The following is a 15,131-nucleotide window of genomic DNA, read 5'->3' on the forward strand; positions in this document are numbered from 1 at the left end:
TCCCCAGCGCGCGGGCCCCGCACACGGGACCGGTGGCCCGGCGGCGATGCGGCCGCCGGGCCCGGAGACGTCAGGGGACGGTGATGACGGTGCGGCCCAGGCGGGTGCCTTCGGCGTACTCGGTGTGGAGGGCGGGGAGGTCGGCCAGGGGGCGGCGGGCGGCCACGTCCACGGTGAGCTCCCCCGCGTCGACCTTGGCGACGAGGGCCGCGAGCTGGGCGGCGTCGGAGCGGGCGAACATGCGGACCGCGCGCACCCCGCGGGCGGCGTCCTCCGGGGCGGGGGTCGTCGCGCTGACCAGGACGCCGTCGTCGGCGACCAGCCCGGTGAGCCCGACCGACTGGTCCGGACCGGTGGGCACGAGGTTCAGCACGACGTCGTATCTGTCGGCGGACTCCGCGACCGGGGTCGCGGTGTAGTCGACGAGGTGGGCGGCGCCGAACGCGGTGAGCCGCGCCGCGCTCGCCGGGCCCGCGGTCGCGGTGACCGTGGCCCCCGCCCGGGCGGCGAGCTGCACCGCGTACCCGCCGACCGCGCCGCCCGCCCCGTTGATCAGCACGGTCTGGCCCGGGACCAGGCTCGCGTGCTCGTACAGCGCCTGCCAGGCCGTCAGACCGGGCGCGGGGAGCGCCGCGGCGTCGGCGAGCGGGATGCCGGTCGGCGCCGCGGTGAGGAGCCCGGCCGGGACGAGCACGAACTCCGCCGACGCGCCGGGGCCGCCCAGCGGCAGGAACGCGAGGACGGCGGCGCCCTCCGCCCAGCCCGTCACGTCTTCGCCGAGTTCCTCGACGGTCCCCGCGGCGTCGATGCCGGGGATGTGCGGAAGCGCCAGGGGGTAGGCCTGCTGGAGCAGCCCTGCCCGGATCTGCGCGTCGACCGGGTTGAACGAGGTGGCCGCGACCCGCAGCAGCACCTGGCCGGGGCCGGGCGACGGCCGGTCGGCCTCCTCGTGCACGAGCACGTCGGCGTCGCCGTAGCCGTGGAACCGCACTGCCTTCATCGTTTCTCCAAAGAATCGCACTGCTCCGCAGGTCAAGCATGCCGCGCGGACGACGATCTTCGCCGGTCTTTCCCCGAAGCCGTGCCGCCTCGGGCGGGGCCTCCGCGACCCGCCAACCGGACGTTCAGGCATCATAGGTACATGATCGAGCACCGAGAGCTACCGGCCTCCCTGGACGAGGAGGCGCTGCTCGCCCTCGCCGACGACCACCACGACCGGGAGGTGCGGGCGTGCGGGACCCGTGAGGCGGGCGGCCATCTGGTGAAGGTGTACGGTGTCGAGGCGCCCGGCCGGTCCGTCACCGACCAGGATCTGGAGGCCGCGCTCCGCCTCGCCGGGACCCACCTCCAGCTCGGCGCCGCGCGCGGCTCCCTCGGCCTCGCCGTGCTGATCTGCCACGCGGGCGGCGACGGCGACCACGTCCTCGTCCACACGTGGATCGAGGGGCGCAGGGCCGATCTGGCGATCTTCACGGGCCCGGTGGGCAAGCCGGAACTGCTGCGGCCCGGCCACGTCGGCCTCGCCCCGTGCGTCTGGGAGGCCGCCGTCCTCGCGCACGAGCGGACCGCCTTCTCCCGGCACCTGCTCGACGGCCGCGCCTCCCTCGCCGGCCGCATCACGGCCTGGGCCGCCGACACCGTGCGCGGCCCCGTCCGCTGAACGGCGCCCGTCGCGCCGACGCCGCAGTGCCACGCCGCTCGATCTGCCGCTGCGCCGCACCCTGCGGGCGTGATCCCGTCGGCGGCACGCCGACGACGGCTCCGGCGCGGGCCGACTCTCCGCCCCGCACGACCCGTCGGTCTCCACCGACGCCGATCCGGCTGAGCGGACGGCGCTCTCGACCGTTCCACTAACGCAAGAAATTCAACGCGATCTGCGGGACCGGGATAAGCCGATCGGGGCGATATCCGCGTTGCCGGCCGCGGAGGTGGTTTCCCGAGCGGCGATCCCGCTCTGCCCCACACCGAAAACCACCATTGTCATGGCGAATTCGCCGGGCTCGTCGCGGCGGAGAACCGCGCCCCGGAGCCGTCGGCACGGGGCGCGGTACCGCCCTGTCAGGCGGGCTGCAGCCAGAGCTGCTCCGGGCGGCGGGCGCCGGAGCGCTTGCGCCAGGCGAGCGGGTCGCCCGTCGGCCGGAGCGACGGGAAGCGGGCCACCAGCGCGGCGATCGTCTCCTCGAGGATGACGATCGCGAGCCACTTGCCCGGGCAGATGTGCGGGCCCGCGCCGAAGGCCAGGTGGTCGCGGGCGTTGGGACGCGTCAGGTCGACCGTGCGCGGGTCGGGGAACACGCCGGGGTCGGAGCTCGCGCCGTACTTGCCGAGGATCAGGACGCTGCCGGCCGGGATCGCGACCCCGCCGAGCTCCAGGTCGCGGGCGGCGATGCGCGGCGGACCGTCGTCGCCGCTGGCGGGCCGGGTGCGCAGCAGCTCCTGGACCGCGTTCGGGATGAGCGACGGGTCCTCGCGCAGCGCGTCCCAGAACGTGCGGCCCGGCACCGGTCCGTGCGTCAGCAGATGCAGGACGATCGAGGTGATCGCGGTCGTGGTGGTCTCCCACCCGCCGGAGACGATGTTCGCGCCGACCATGACGGCCTCCGCCGTCGTGACGTCGGCGCCCTGCCCACCCGCGTAGGCCGACAGGATGTCGTCGCGGGACGCTCCCCCGCGCCGCTGCTCCAGCAGGCTCCCGATGTGCGCGCACATCTCCTGGACCGCGGCCCGGGCGTCGAGCGGGTCGGAGAAGTTGAGGAACCTGTCGCCCCAGCTCACGAACAGGGGCAGGTCCTCCTCGGGCACGCCGATGATCTCGCCGAGCACCTGCAGGGTCAGCGGGGTCGCGTACTCCGCGACGAGGTCGAAGCGCTCCCGTCCCTCGAAGGCCGCGAGCCGCTCGTCGACGAACCCGCGGACGCGGGCGCGGCGCCGCTCGACCTCGGCCCGCCCGAACGGCCGGGCGGAGGGCCTGCGCACCCGCAGGTGGTCCTTTCCGGTCATCGCCAGCATGGTGCCCTGGATCGGGACGACGCCGGGCATCGGATCGACCGGCTGGAGGAAGTCCTCCGACCTGGTGAACACCTCGGTCAGCAGCGCGTGCCCGTTGACGAGGAACGCGGGCCGGTCCGCGAGGTCGAGCCAGATCGGCCAGACGCCCGGCCCCAGCGCGAAGTACACCTCGTTCAGGTATGCCGTCGGCTCGCCCCCGTCGAACGGATATCTGGGCGTCCCGTTATAGGGACACGTCAACGAAGCGGCTTCGGTCACCTGGCATCCTCCGAACGGCGAGAATCCGTCTGCTTACCGAAATGATCGTAATTCGCCCACTCGATGTGATCAACAGAGCCGCGATCTTCCCCTTTTGCAGTAAGGGCCGCCCCGCACTCATTCCCTCGCCCCCCGCAACCATCGTTGTCAGACCCCGTCCCCGCCCGGCACGCCCGTCAGGAGACGCGCCGCCTCCGCCCGGCACGTCTAGCGCGCGGCCTCCGGGATCTCACGCGAGTGGCCCAGGGCGTCGTAGCTCGTGGCGACGACGTGGGGGCGCCAGGCGGAGCCCTTGCCGGCCCGATGGGCGGCGAGGACGAGGATGGAGAGGGCGCCGAGGGCTCCGGTGATGCGCATGAGGCGTTCCGGCTCGGGGTCGGGGCCCGTGCCGAAGGCCTCGACCAGCGTGCGGGTCTCGACGGCCCACGCGTCGAGGGTGGTGTGCAGGCCGAGGGTGAGGGAGACGAGGCCGGGGCGGGCCATGGCCTGGTCGACGATGGTCTCGATGGCGAGGCGGTCGCGCTCGGGGCCCGGCGGGAGGTCGGCGACCTGGTCGTGGACCTCCCGCTGCAACTCCAGGCTGCGCCGGAAGACCGCCTCGCGCAGCGCCTCCTTGGACGGGAAGTAGTGCAGCAGGCCGGCCTTGGACAGGCCGACGGCGTCGGCGACCGCCTGCACCGAGGTCTGGGTGAACCCGTGCCGGGCGAACAGCCCGGCCGCCCGGTCGAGGATGCCCTCGTCGATCTGTTGCCGGAACACTCTCGCCATGACCGCCATCTTACCTTTTGGTGAGCTTTGCGGTAGATTCACCGACCAATCCGGTCGGTAAGTCGACCGGGAGTTCGAGGAGTCGAAGCATGGCCGGAAAGCTCGAAGGCAAGGTCGCCTTCATCACGGGTGCGGCGCGCGGTCAGGGACGCAGCCACGCGGTGAAACTCGCGGGTGAGGGCGCGGACATCATCGCCGTCGACATCTGCGCGCAGATCCCGTCCTCCCCCTACGACCTCGCCACCGAGGCCGACCTGGAGGAGACCGCCCGCCTCGTACGCGAGCTCGGAAGGCGCGTGGTCACCCGCGTCGCCGACGTGCGCGAGCGGACGCCGCTGGCCACCGCCGTCACCGAGGCCGTGGCGGAACTGGGCGGCATCGACATCGTCGTCGCCAACGCCGGCGTCAGCATGGTCGGCCCGACCGTGCCCATGATCGGCTGGTTCGACACCGTCTCCATCAACCTCAGCGGCGTCATCAACACCCTGGAAGCGGCGTTCCCGCACCTGCGCGAGAACGCGTCGCTCATCTGCATCTCCTCCATGGCCGCGATGATGGCCGGCTCGGTGGACAGCCCCGCGGCGGGCCCCGGCGGCGCCGCCTACAGCCACTCCAAGCGGGCCGTCTCCCGGCTCGTCCACGACCTGGCGCTGCAGCTCGCCCCGCGGTCGATCCGCGTCAACGCGGTCCTGCCCGGCAACGTGGACACCGCGATGATCCGCAACGACGCGCTCTACCGCCTGTTCCGCCCCGACCTGGAGAACCCCACCTGGGAGGACGCCCAGCCCGGCTTCCAGTCCATGCACCGCCTCCCGGTCCCCACCATGCAGCCCGAGGACATCTCCGAGGCCGTCCTCTTCCTGGCCTCCGACGCCTCCCGCATGGTCACCGGCCTCCAGCTCAAGGTCGACGCCGGCACCCTCCTCACCCAGACCACCGCCGGCACCCCCTGATCCGCCCCGGGCGCTCGGCACCGTCGAGCGCCCGCCCTTCCCACCCGCCGACCTCGGACCCCGCCGAAGTCAGGGCCGACGGGAGCGGGGACCCGAAGCGGATCGCGCATAGGCCGACTCCTCAGGCGCGCACCTCAGGAGTCGGCATCGGCATGTCCCGATCCGGCGGCCGGGCCCGCCCGACGCGGGATCAATCGATCCAGAGGAGGAGGGCTTCGCGTTCGCGGGCGGCGGCGCGAACGAAGGCGCGGAGGGGCTCGTAGAAGGACTGCACCTCGATCAGGGCGTCCGGGGAGGTCCACTTGGCCGACGGGTAGAGGTCGGCGGCGGCGAGGTCGGCTGGGGAGAGTCCCTCGGCGAGGGTGGTGAAGGGGGTGCCGACGAGGGCTTGGGCGGCCTGGGTCACTTCGTCGGGTTCGAGGTAGCGGGGCGGGCCGTGGCCCCAGCCGTCGGCGGCGAACTCCTTGCCGCCGTGGACGAGGTCGACGGGGAAGGCGGCGCGGGCCAGGAGGAAGGCCAGGGCCTGCCAGGTCCAGGCGATGCCGAGCGTGCGGGCGCGCTCGGGTGGCGCGGGCGCTTCGGCCGCCGCCTCGGCCAGGGCCTCGACGTATCCGCGGGCCCATTTCTCGTCGACGATGGCCGCGCCGAGTTTGCGCGCCGTGATCCTCGCGTACCTGCCGTTCATGCTCACCCGGCCAGGCTACGAGCAGGGTCCGACATTTTCCGGAACCGCGCGGACACGGCCCGCGACGATGGCAGGAAAGGTGGGAGACCTGTCATTGCCGCCATCGGGCTCCGCTGCGAGGCTGACGGCATGGCAGCACGCGGTGTCCTCATCGTCCTCTTCGACGGGGTGCAGAGTCTCGACGTCACCGGTCCCCTGGAGGTCTTCCAGGGCGCGGCCGTGGCCGTCCCCGGCGCTTACTCGGTCACGACCGCGTCGCCGGGCGGGGCCGCCGTCCGCACGACCTCGGGTCTGCGCCTGCTGCCGGACGCCGACCTCGCGCGGGTCGACGCCCCGCACACGCTCGTCGTGCCCGGCGGCGCGGGCACCGTGCGTCCGCAGCCCGCCCTTGCGGCGCGCATCAGCGCGCTGGCGCAGGGTGCCGCCCGCGTGGTGTCGGTGTGCACGGGCGCGTTCCTGCTCGCCGAGGCGGGGCTGCTCAGCGGGCGTCGCGCGACCACCCACTGGGCCTACTGCGCGGCGCTCGCCCGCCGCCATCCGGACGTGACCGTCGATCCCGACCCGATCTACGTCCGGGACGGGCGCATCGCCACGTCGGCGGGCGTCACCGCGGGCATCGACCTCGCGCTCGCGCTGGTCGAGGACGACCTGGGCCGCGACCTCGCCCTGCTCACCGCCCGCCATCTCGTGGTGTTCCTGCGGCGGCCGGGCGACCAGGCCCAGTTCAGCGCCCATCTCGCCGCGCAGACCGCCGCCCGGCGCCCGCTGCGCGACGTGCAGCGCTGGATCGACGAGCACCCCGGCGAGGACCTGTCGGTGGAGACGCTCGCCAGGCGCTCGGCCCTGTCCCCCCGGCACTTCGCCCGCGCCTTCGCCGCGGAGGTCGGCATGACGCCCGGCCGGTACGTCGAAGGCGTCCGGGTCGAGGCGGCCCGGCGGCTGCTGGAGGACACCGACGAAGGCATCGCGCAGATAGCGCGTGCTTGCGGGTACGGCACTCCCGAGGCGATGCGGCGCGCGTTCCTGCGCGCGCTCCATGTCCCGCCCGCGGAGTACCGCCGCCGCTTCCACCCTCACCCGACCGGAGGTACCTGATGCAGATAGCCATCCCGCTCTACGAGGACTTCACCGCCCTCGACGCCGTCGGCCCCTACGAGATCCTGTCCCGGATCCCCGGGGCGGAGGTCGTCTTCGCCGCGGTCCGTCCCGGACCCGTCAGGACGGACATGCGGAGCCTCGCCCTCACCGCGGACGCGTCCCTCGCGGAGGTGCCCTCTCCGGACATCGTCCTCGTTCCCGGCGGTCCGGGCACCGCGGAGGCGCTGAACAGCGAGCCGTACCTGGAGTGGCTTCGCGGCGTCGACGCGGGCACCTCGTGGACGACGTCGGTCTGCTCGGGATCCGTGCTGCTCGCCGCGGCGGGCCTGCTCACCGGGCGCCGGGCGACGTCCCACTGGATCTGCATGGAACTGCTCGAGGCGTTCGGGGCCGTCGCCGTCACCGACCGGGTCGTCATGGACGGCAAGTACGCGACGGCCGCGGGGGTGTCGGCCGGGATCGACCTCGCGCTGACGCTCAGCGGCGCGCTCGCGGGCGACCGGGTGGCCGAGTCCATCCAGCTCGTCGTGGAGTACGACCCGCAGCCGCCCTACGACATGGGCTCCCCCGCCAAGGCCCCGGCCTCTCTTGTCGAGAGCCTGCGCGAGAGCAACCTCGTCGTGACGGCCTGACGCGGACGGCACGGCGACGCGGGTGACGTACGGGGTCCGTCACCCGCGTCCCGTCAGATGCCCGCCTCGACCTCTTCCCTGCTGCGGAAGGGGTCGGCCTCCAGGGGCGCGGTGGAGGCGACCGGCTTGCTGGTGGTCCCCCCGGCGACGCGGCCCTTCGCCTCCTGGAACTCCCGGATGGGCCCGGCGGCCTCGTGCAGCCCGTTCAGCGCCAGCCACAGCGCGCTGCGCTTGAACTTCAGCTCGACCCGGTTGGGCGGACGGTACAGGCAGAGCTTCTGGGCCCAGCGCGGAAGGAGGTCGCGCGCGGCCCAGTCCATGAACGCGCTGCCGGGGGCCCACGGAGGGATCCCGTTACCTTCGACGTTGGGTCCGGTGGCGAACGCCTTGATGGGCGTCACCGCGAGCTTGGGCAGGTAGGACTCCAGGCATTCGAGGACCTCTGCCTTGGTCGTAGGCAGGTCGGTGCCTCCGAGCGCTTCGCCTACCCGGACGAACTCGCCGTAGTACCGATCGAGGTCGGCCCCGCGCAGCGGCCTGGCGTGGTATCGCTCGTGCGCCGTCGCCAGGCCCCAGACGACGGTCGCGTAGTTCCACCGCAGCCAGTCGGGGTCGTCGGCGTCGTAGGGCAGCCCGTCGGGGCGGACCCCCTTGACGGTGTGGTGCATCGCCCGCACGGTCTTCGCGAGCCTCTCCGCGGTCGCGGTGGACCCGTAGGCCGTCCCGACGAAGAACGACACGGAGTGCCCGAGGCGCACGGCCGCCCCTTCGGGGTCGATCCCCCCGGTCGCCTTGCCGTCCACCCGCTCGACGAGCCGCGAGTGGTCGTGTCCCATCCAGCTGATGCTCGGGTCGAGGCCCTCGATGTAGGCGGCCGCGACGAGGCCGAGCACGAGTGTCGGCAGGTGGGAGTGCACGTACCAGACGGCGCTGTCGGGCCCGAACCAGCCCGGGTCGCCCTTGGGTTCGGCGAAGTCGAGGCCGCGGAAGAACCTTCGGCGGACCTCCGCGTCGAAGGCCTTGTCGAAGCGCGTGGCTATGGGGTTCGCGACGGCCATCCCGTGCTCCCTGAATTTTGTGGCTACGAGTGTCACCAGAATAGGTTTCTGGGCACGGTCGTGTCCAGACTTGGTAGGCTGCCTTCATGGCGACACAGCGGGGCGGCGCGGCCACGCGCTGGGCGGGGGTGCCCGTAGCGCGCCGCAAGGACGAGCGGCGCGACATGCTCGTCCAGGCCGCCTTCCGGCTGTTCGGCGACGAGGGCGAGACCGCGCTCACCGTGCGCGCGGTGTGCCGCGAGGCGGGCCTGCACACCCGCTACTTCTACGAGAACTTCACCGACACCTCGGGCCTGCTCGCCGCCGTCCACGACCGCGAGGCGACGGCCCTGGGCGAGGCCCTGCTCAGCGCGCTCGAGGACGCGGGCCCCCAGCCCGAGCCCCGCACCCGCGCGGGCGTCAGCGCCGTGCTGCGCTTCCTCAGCGCCGACCCGCGCCGCGGCCGCATCCTGTTCGCCGAGGCCCGCGGCAACGAGGTGCTCGCCGACCGCCGCCGCGCCGCCCAGACCGACCTCCTCGACGGCCTGCTCGCGATGACCCGGGTCCCCGACCCGTCCCTCGCCCTCGTCGTCGCCGCCACGATGTTCACCGGCGCCATGTCGGAGCTGGCCAGGCAGTGGGCCGAGGGCCGTCTGGGCGACGACCTCGACCCCGTCGTGGAGACCGCCGTGTCCCTCGCCCTCGCCTTCCACGACGCCGCGGTCCGCGCGGCCTCCTCCTGACCTCTCGCCCCGGTGGCCCGCGCCGCCCCCGACATCGAGAACGCCGACGGGATGCGTCGTCCGATCGGACGACGCATCCCGTCGGCGAACCTTCCGTCAGTGCTGCGCGGCCTTGACGCGGGCCGGGGCGGCGGTCCGGGCGCGGACGGCCAGGACCGCGGTCGCGCCGAGGGCGCCGACGATCGCGAAGGCGTAGAAGCCCCAGGGGTAGGCGGTGCCCGCGGTGACCATCGCACCGCCCAGGATCGGCCCCGCGATGGCGCCGAGGCGGCCGACGCCGGCGACGGCGCCCATCGCGGTGGCGCGGGCGCGGTCGGGGTAGACGGCGGCGACATAGGCGTAGACCAGCACCTGGGCGCTGAAGACGAAGCAGCCGGTGAGGAACACCGCCGCGTACAGCGCGCCGCCCGGGAGCTTGATGCTCAGCAGCGCCAGGAAGACCGTCGCGCCGCCGAACCAGGCGAGGACGGAAGGACGCACGCCGATCCGGTCGGCGACGAACCCGGCGATCAGCAGGCCGGTGACGGCGCCGACGTTGAGCGTCAGCAGCAGGCCGAGGGACGCGCCCAGCGGGTAGCCCGCCGACCGCATGATCGTCGGCAGCCAGGTGTTGAGGCCGTAGACCAGCAGCAGGCCCATGAAGGACGCGACCCAGAACGCCAGGGTCGACAGGCCGAGGCCGCCGCGGAACAGGGTGCGGATGGACTCCAGGCCGGAGTGGCCGGTGGACCGCTCGAACGCCGCGGACTCCGGCAGGTACTTCAGCATCAGGGGGACCAGCACGAGCGCGGGCAGCGCACCGATCACGAACATGGCCTGCCAGTGCGGCAGGATCAGGAGGCCGAGCAGGGCCGTCAGGACGGCGCCGACGTGGTAGCCGGTCATGATCAGCGTGGTGGAGCTGCTGCGCCGCCCGCTGCTCGCGTACTCGTTGGCCAGCGTGAGCGCGATCGGCAGGCAGCCGCCCAATCCCAGGCCGGCGAGGAACCGGAGCGCGCCGAACATCGCCGCCGACTGGGCGAAGGCGCACAGGAGGGTGAGGACGGAGAAGATCACGATGGAGGCGATCAGCGCCTTACGGCGGCCGATCCGATCGGTGACCGGGCCGATGGTGAGGGCGCCGATCGTCATGCCGATCAGGCCGACCGTGGTGACCGTGGTCGCCGTGGCGGGGGTCAGGCCCCAGACCTCGTCGCCGAGCAGCACGGGCAGGACGGTGCCGAGCACCACGAGGTCGAAGCCGTCCAGGAGGACCGCCGCCCAGCACAGCAGCGTCACCGTGCGTCCGGACTGATTGTTCATGAGGACCTCTCGGGGGATGGGCGGGTGTGAGCTGAGTCCCACGAGTTGCCAGTGTTTCCAGTGATGCGGCCCACACCGTACGGAAACTTCCGCTGAGTGGAAGATCCAGGCAAAACCTGAAACTCCCCAGGGAACTTCTTGGACATGGCCCGGCGACCCGCGCCAGGAATTCCGCTCAGCGGAAGGAGGGTTCGGCCAGGATCTCCGGATTGCCCCGGGTCGCGATGTCGCGTGACAGCGCCCTGGCCTCGGCGACCACCACCGGGGCCAGCCGCCGGACGTCGACGGCTCCGCTCCGTGCCACGAGGGAGAGCGCCGCCACCACCCCGCCACGCGCGTCGCGGACCGGAGCGGCCACCGAACAGGACCCGAGCGTCATCTCCTCCCGGGTCACCGCGAAGCCCTCCCGCCGTACCTCCGCCAGCTCGGCGCGGAGCCGCGCGGGATCGGTGATCGTCTGCCGGGTGAGCGCCCCGAGACCGTCTCCGATCGCCCGTTCGAGGAGTTCGGCGGGCCCGAACGCGAGGAAGATCTTCCCGACCCCGGTCGCGTGCAGCGGCAGCTCCGTGCCCACCCGCGAGACGATCGGCACCGACCGGGGGCCCCGGATCCGCTCCAGGTACAGCGCCCGCCCCTCCCGGACGATCGCCAGCTGCACGTTCTCGTGCGTCGCCTCGTACAGGTCCTGCATGAACGGCAGGGCCAGCTCCCGCAGCACGGTCGCGGCCGACGCCTGGGCCGCGATCTGCCACAGCCGGAGCCCCACCCGGTAGGACCCGTCCCTGCGCCGCTCCAGGAAGCCCCCGGCCACCAGCTCGCCGATCAGCCGGTGCCCGGTGGCGAGCGGCAGCCCGGTCCGCCGACAGATCTCGGTCAGCGTCAGCGCCGGATCGCCCGGCGCGAACGCGTCGAGAATTCCCATGACCTTCGCCGCCACCCCGGGAGCCTTCGCCTCGTTCATCTCTTCACGTTAGGCGACCGGGGAAACCCGTTCCGCGCACGGCCGCCGCGGCCGGCCCGGGAGCCGCCGGGTGGGACGGCTCCCGGGCCGGGCCGGGATCAGATGTCCTTGGCGGCGATGTAGCCGAAGGTCATGGCGGGGCCGAGGGTGGAGCCTGCGCCGGCGTAGCTGTGGCCCATGACGGCGCTGGAGCAGTTCCCCGCGGCGTACAGGCCGGGGATCACGGCGCCGGAGCCGTTGAGGACGCGGGCGCGGGCGTCGGTGACCATGCCGCCCTTGGTGCCCAGATCGCCGGGGACGATCTTGAGCGCGTAGAACGGGGCGGTGAGGAGGGGGGCCAGGCAGGAGTTCGGGGAGACGCCCGGGTCGGTGAAGTAGTGGTCGTAGACCGAGTCACCGCGCTTGAAGTCCAGGTCCTTGCCGGAGTAGGCGAAGCCGTTGAAGCGGGTGTAGGTGTTCCAGAAGTTCGTGCGGGGGACGCCGATCGCGTCGGCGAGGGCCGGGATGTTCCAGGCCTTCTTCACCGCGCCGGCCGCGTACCAGCCGTCCGGGAACGGGTACGTCGGGGAGAGGTCCTTGAACAGGTACCGGTTCCGGTAGTTCTGGTCGACGATCAGCCAGCACGGGATGTCCGGCGCCGTCGCGTTCTGCTGGTACATGATGTGGACGACGTCGCTGTAGGGCGCGGCCTCGTTGACGAACCGCCTGCCCTGCTGGTTGACGATGAAGCCGCCCGGCAGGGTCCGCTCGGACAGGCAGAAGTACGGCTCGTCCGGCAGCGGGATGGCCGGACCCCACCAGGAGTCCTCCATGAGGGAGACCTGCGCGCCCGCCCCGATCCCGGCGAGGATGCCGTCGCCGGTGTTGGAGTGGGCGCCGACCGTCCAGTCCGTGCCGATCGGCTGCTGCTGGTACTGGGCGCGCATCGCCGCGTTGCGCTCGAAGCCGCCGGAGCAGACGATGACGCCGCGGGTCGCGTTGACCGTGGTGGCCGTGCCGTTCCGGTCGACCGTCACGCCGGTCACCCGGCCCGAGGCGTCGTGCAGCAGCTCCGTGAGCGGGCTGCTCAGCCACACGGGCACGTTCGACCGCAGCAGCCCTGCGCGCAGGCCGCCCGCGAGGGCCTGGCCCATGGTCAGGGGGTCCTTGCCCGCCGACTTCGCCGCGACCCACCGGGCGACGGTCCTGGTCGACACCGCCGCGCCCGTCGCGTTGACGAGCGCGATGTTCAGCCACCGGTACTCGTGGCTGTAGATCGTGACGCCGTCGGGAGTCGGGATGTAGGACGGGTTCAGGTTCGCCCGCTCCGCGCCGAGCAGGTTCCCGTCGAACATCGCGGGCTCGATGGACCTGCCGTTCGGCATGCCGCCCGCGAGCCCGGGATAGTAGTCGGAGTAGCCCTCCATCCACAGGAACCTGGACGGGCTGTTGGCCATGACGAAGTCCAGCATCTCCGGACCCTTGGCCAGGAAGGCCGCCTTCCGGTCGGCCGGGACGTCGGAGCCGACCACTGCGTCGAGGTAGGCCGCGGCCTTGGCCGCGGTGTCGGGCACCCCGGCGGCGAGGATGACGGAGTTGTTCGGCAGCCAGATCCCGGCGCCGGAGCGGGCCGCGGAGCCGCCGAACTTGGCGGCCTTCTCCACGACGAGCACGCTGAGGCCGCGCTCGGCCGCGGTGAGCGCCGCGGTCATCCCGGCGGCTCCCGCACCGACCACGACCACGTCGTAGGTGGCCGCGGCGGCGTGGGCCGCCGTGTGCGGAGCGACCGCGACACCGACGAGGGTGCCGATCGCGCCGCCGAGTACCTGGCGTCTGCTGGGGGTGGGGGGTCGCACGGGCACGAGGAACACCTTTCGACGCGGGGACGGAGGCACCTCGCGCCGAGTGCCGCGATCATGTGACATGAGTCACATCGAGAGCATCCGTTCTCACGGACCCACTTGTCAACACCCGCTTCCGGCCGCGCTCAGCCTCCGGGCGACGCGGGCACGGTGGGTGTGACGGGCGGGCGCGCGGTCGTCGGCGGCGTCGCGGGAGTGGGCGTCTCGAACGTCCGGGGTGACGTGGGCGGTGTGGTCCTGGGAGCCGGGGCGATCGGGGTGGCGGGCCTCGTGGGCGTTGCCGTTCTTGTGGGCGATTCGGTGGCCGTGGGTGTAGGAGAGGTCGCCGTGGCCGTCGGCGAGGCCACCGGCGAAGGCGGCAGTGTGTAGACGTGCTCAGGGGTGACGATCGAGGTGACGGCCTGGGCGAACAGGGTGCTCACCTCGTTGCCTTCGTGCGGGACGTCGGTGTTGGCGAGGACGACAAGGGTGGCGTCCTCCTCCGGGAGCTGGACGACGACCGTCTGGTATCCCGGGATCGAGCCGTTGTGGCCGAGCCACCCGTGGTCGTCGAAGATGCCGAGCCCGTACCGCAGCCCCGGAACGCCCGAAGCCGGCGCGTTCAAACGCTCGACCTGGGTCTCGGGCTTCAGGAGGGCGCCTTCGGCGAGTGCGGGAGCCCACCTCTTCATGTCGCCCAAGGTGGACGTCATGGCCCCGGCGGCCCACGCCCACGAAGGGTCCCAGTCGGTGGCGTCGACGACCTTCCCCGACTCGTCCTGGGCGGTGTAGCCGTGCGCATGGGGATTCGGGATGTCGGCGTTCGTCGGGAACGTGGTGTCTTTCAGCCCGGCCGGCTCGATCACCTCCGTCGTCAGGTAGTCCTGGAGATCCCGGCCGGAGGCCTTCTCGACGGCGAGGCCGAGCAGGACCGTGTTGGTGTTGCTGTACTGGAACCGCTCGCCCGGCGCGAACACCGGCGGATGGTCGAAGCTGTGGTCGAGCAGCTCGCGGGGCGTCCAGGCGCGCCGCGGATCCTTCTCCAGCGCCTTCTCCCAGGCCGGGTCCTCGGTGTAGTTGTACAGGCCGCTCCGCATCTCCGCGAGCTGCCTGAGCGTGATCCCGTCGCCGTTCGGCACGCCGCCCACGTAGTCGGAGATCGGGTCGTCCAGGCCCATCAGGCCGTCGTCGACGAGCTTGAGCACGGCCGTCACGGTGAAGGTCTTGGTGACGCTCCCGATCCGCATGTGCAGATCGGTGCTCATCGCGGTGTTCTCTTCCTTGTCGGCGATGCCGAAGGCACGGACGTACGGATCGCTCCCGGGCCGCCAGAAGCCCACGATGACGCCGGGGACCTTCGCCTCCCGCATCACGCCTTTGACGGCGCCGTCGAGCCGGGCCATGGTCGCGGCGTCCAGCGGCGCGGGCGACGCGGTGGGCGACTTGAGCACCTGGAGCGCCTTCATGGAGGAGTTCTCCTCCCCGCACCCCTGCGCCGTCAGCAGCAGCGCCACCGCGACGGCGACGGCCCCGCGCTTTCCCGCACCTCGAGCCATCGCGGCCTCCCCCGGTCGAACGAATCCCCTGAAAGCGGCCCGGCCGTCACGACGGGACGATGAAGACCTCGTCGTGGAAGCACCAGCCCCACTTCTCGCCGGGCTCCGTCGAACGGACGAGGGGGTGCCCGTGCGCAGCGAAGTGCGCCCGGGCATGCCCCCACGGTGAGGTGTCGCAGCAGCCCACATGCCCGCAGGTCAGGCACTCTCGCAAGTGCACCCAGCGGGTCCCGGCCCGCGCGCAGCCATCACAGCCGCGGGCCGTGCCGACGGACGCGGCGGCCGCGTCGTCCACGTGAACGCAACTCC

Annotated in this window: 15 protein-coding genes; 5 read left to right on the forward strand and 10 right to left on the reverse strand. The window is 72.6% G+C overall.

Annotated elements, in window-relative coordinates:
• Positions 1-70: 70 nt before the first annotated feature.
• On the reverse strand, positions 71-1,000 hold the full coding sequence (locus EDD29_RS20690; RefSeq protein ID WP_123665998.1) for an NADP-dependent oxidoreductase: 930 nt from the start codon (positions 998-1,000) through the stop codon (positions 71-73).
• A 141-nt stretch (positions 1,001-1,141) separates the two neighbouring features.
• On the opposite strand from EDD29_RS20690, the gene EDD29_RS20695 reads away from it, so the two are divergent.
• Entirely contained in the window at positions 1,142-1,660 is a 519-nt protein-coding gene (locus tag EDD29_RS20695) for a hypothetical protein (RefSeq protein WP_123665999.1), read from the forward strand.
• A gap of 398 nt (positions 1,661-2,058) precedes the next feature.
• On the opposite strand, the gene EDD29_RS20700 is transcribed toward EDD29_RS20695, so the two are convergent.
• Together EDD29_RS20700 and EDD29_RS20705 are read right to left on the reverse strand one after the other, a co-directional pair.
• Entirely contained in the window at positions 2,059-3,267 is a 1,209-nt protein-coding gene (locus EDD29_RS20700; protein ID WP_148086030.1) for a cytochrome P450, read from the reverse strand.
• 207 nt (positions 3,268-3,474) lie between these two features.
• Complete coding sequence (locus EDD29_RS20705; protein WP_123670594.1) at positions 3,475-4,035, reverse strand: TetR/AcrR family transcriptional regulator; 561 nt, start codon at positions 4,033-4,035, stop codon at positions 3,475-3,477.
• 89 nt (positions 4,036-4,124) lie between these two features.
• On the opposite strand from EDD29_RS20705, the gene EDD29_RS20710 reads away from it, so the two are divergent.
• Complete coding sequence (locus tag EDD29_RS20710; RefSeq protein WP_123666001.1) at positions 4,125-4,988, forward strand: mycofactocin-coupled SDR family oxidoreductase; 864 nt, start codon at positions 4,125-4,127, stop codon at positions 4,986-4,988.
• 190 nt (positions 4,989-5,178) lie between these two features.
• Here the strand turns inward: EDD29_RS20710 and EDD29_RS20715 are convergent, their stop codons facing one another.
• Positions 5,179-5,673, reverse strand: coding sequence for a DUF1877 family protein (locus EDD29_RS20715; protein WP_123666002.1), 495 nt, complete (start codon positions 5,671-5,673; stop codon positions 5,179-5,181).
• A 129-nt stretch (positions 5,674-5,802) separates the two neighbouring features.
• Between EDD29_RS20715 and EDD29_RS20720 the strand changes: the two genes are divergently transcribed.
• Both EDD29_RS20720 and EDD29_RS20725 read left to right on the forward strand, forming a co-directional pair.
• Positions 5,803-6,768, forward strand: a complete 966-nt coding sequence (locus tag EDD29_RS20720; RefSeq protein ID WP_123666003.1) for a GlxA family transcriptional regulator — start codon at positions 5,803-5,805, stop codon at positions 6,766-6,768.
• Positions 6,768-7,403: a DJ-1/PfpI family protein gene (locus tag EDD29_RS20725; protein ID WP_123666004.1), complete on the forward strand. Its 636-nt coding sequence runs from the start codon at positions 6,768-6,770 to the stop codon at positions 7,401-7,403. The genes EDD29_RS20720 and EDD29_RS20725 overlap by 1 nt, the downstream gene beginning before the upstream one ends.
• A gap of 53 nt (positions 7,404-7,456) precedes the next feature.
• Here the strand turns inward: EDD29_RS20725 and EDD29_RS20730 are convergent, their stop codons facing one another.
• Positions 7,457-8,461, reverse strand: coding sequence for an oxygenase MpaB family protein (locus tag EDD29_RS20730; protein WP_123666005.1), 1,005 nt, complete (start codon positions 8,459-8,461; stop codon positions 7,457-7,459).
• An 86-nt stretch (positions 8,462-8,547) separates the two neighbouring features.
• Between EDD29_RS20730 and EDD29_RS20735 the strand changes: the two genes are divergently transcribed.
• Positions 8,548-9,183 carry a TetR/AcrR family transcriptional regulator gene (locus tag EDD29_RS20735; protein WP_123666006.1) on the forward strand — a complete coding sequence of 212 codons (636 nt, stop codon included), beginning with the start codon at positions 8,548-8,550 and terminating at the stop codon, positions 9,181-9,183.
• Between the two features lie 96 nt (positions 9,184-9,279).
• Here the strand turns inward: EDD29_RS20735 and EDD29_RS20740 are convergent, their stop codons facing one another.
• The 5 genes from EDD29_RS20740 to EDD29_RS20760 all read right to left on the reverse strand — a co-directional run bounded on the left by EDD29_RS20740 (position 9,280) and on the right by EDD29_RS20760 (position 15,117).
• Complete coding sequence (locus EDD29_RS20740; RefSeq protein WP_123666007.1) at positions 9,280-10,485, reverse strand: MFS transporter; 1,206 nt, start codon at positions 10,483-10,485, stop codon at positions 9,280-9,282.
• 175 nt (positions 10,486-10,660) lie between these two features.
• A complete protein-coding gene (locus EDD29_RS20745) occupies positions 10,661-11,446 on the reverse strand; it encodes an IclR family transcriptional regulator (RefSeq protein ID WP_123666008.1) in 786 nt (261 codons plus the stop codon).
• 98 nt (positions 11,447-11,544) lie between these two features.
• Positions 11,545-13,287, reverse strand: a complete 1,743-nt coding sequence (gene kstD, locus EDD29_RS20750) for a 3-oxosteroid 1-dehydrogenase (protein WP_425454979.1) — start codon at positions 13,285-13,287, stop codon at positions 11,545-11,547.
• 125 nt (positions 13,288-13,412) lie between these two features.
• The gene (locus EDD29_RS20755; RefSeq protein ID WP_123666010.1) at positions 13,413-14,822 is read right to left on the reverse strand and encodes a serine hydrolase domain-containing protein; all 1,410 of its coding nucleotides are present in this window, start codon (positions 14,820-14,822) and stop codon (positions 13,413-13,415) included.
• A 46-nt stretch (positions 14,823-14,868) separates the two neighbouring features.
• Positions 14,869-15,117: a UBP-type zinc finger domain-containing protein gene (locus EDD29_RS20760; RefSeq protein WP_246052889.1), complete on the reverse strand. Its 249-nt coding sequence runs from the start codon at positions 15,115-15,117 to the stop codon at positions 14,869-14,871.
• Positions 15,118-15,131: the final 14 nt, after the last annotated feature.

The organism is Actinocorallia herbida (assembly GCF_003751225.1).
GTDB classification, from domain to species: Bacteria; Actinomycetota; Actinomycetes; order Streptosporangiales; family Streptosporangiaceae; genus Actinocorallia; species Actinocorallia herbida.

Bases quoted from the DNA above. Each gene is read 5' to 3' on its own strand.
- EDD29_RS20755 (WP_123666010.1), bottom strand. From the start codon at position 14,822: ATGGCTCGAGGTGCGGGAAAGCGCGGGGCCGTCGCCGTCGCGGTGGCG.
- EDD29_RS20715 (WP_123666002.1), bottom strand. From the start codon at position 5,673: ATGAACGGCAGGTACGCGAGGATCACGGCGCGCAAACTCGGCGCGGCC.
- EDD29_RS20745 (WP_123666008.1), bottom strand. From the start codon at position 11,446: ATGAACGAGGCGAAGGCTCCCGGGGTGGCGGCGAAGGTCATGGGAATT.
- EDD29_RS20720 (WP_123666003.1), top strand. From the start codon at position 5,803: ATGGCAGCACGCGGTGTCCTCATCGTCCTCTTCGACGGGGTGCAGAGT.
- EDD29_RS20725 (WP_123666004.1), top strand. From the start codon at position 6,768: ATGCAGATAGCCATCCCGCTCTACGAGGACTTCACCGCCCTCGACGCC.
- EDD29_RS20740 (WP_123666007.1), bottom strand. From the start codon at position 10,485: ATGAACAATCAGTCCGGACGCACGGTGACGCTGCTGTGCTGGGCGGCG.
- EDD29_RS20695 (WP_123665999.1), top strand. From the start codon at position 1,142: ATGATCGAGCACCGAGAGCTACCGGCCTCCCTGGACGAGGAGGCGCTG.
- EDD29_RS20710 (WP_123666001.1), top strand. From the start codon at position 4,125: ATGGCCGGAAAGCTCGAAGGCAAGGTCGCCTTCATCACGGGTGCGGCG.
- EDD29_RS20705 (WP_123670594.1), bottom strand. From the start codon at position 4,035: ATGGCGAGAGTGTTCCGGCAACAGATCGACGAGGGCATCCTCGACCGG.
- EDD29_RS20735 (WP_123666006.1), top strand. From the start codon at position 8,548: ATGGCGACACAGCGGGGCGGCGCGGCCACGCGCTGGGCGGGGGTGCCC.
- EDD29_RS20690 (WP_123665998.1), bottom strand. From the start codon at position 1,000: ATGAAGGCAGTGCGGTTCCACGGCTACGGCGACGCCGACGTGCTCGTG.
- EDD29_RS20730 (WP_123666005.1), bottom strand. From the start codon at position 8,461: ATGGCCGTCGCGAACCCCATAGCCACGCGCTTCGACAAGGCCTTCGAC.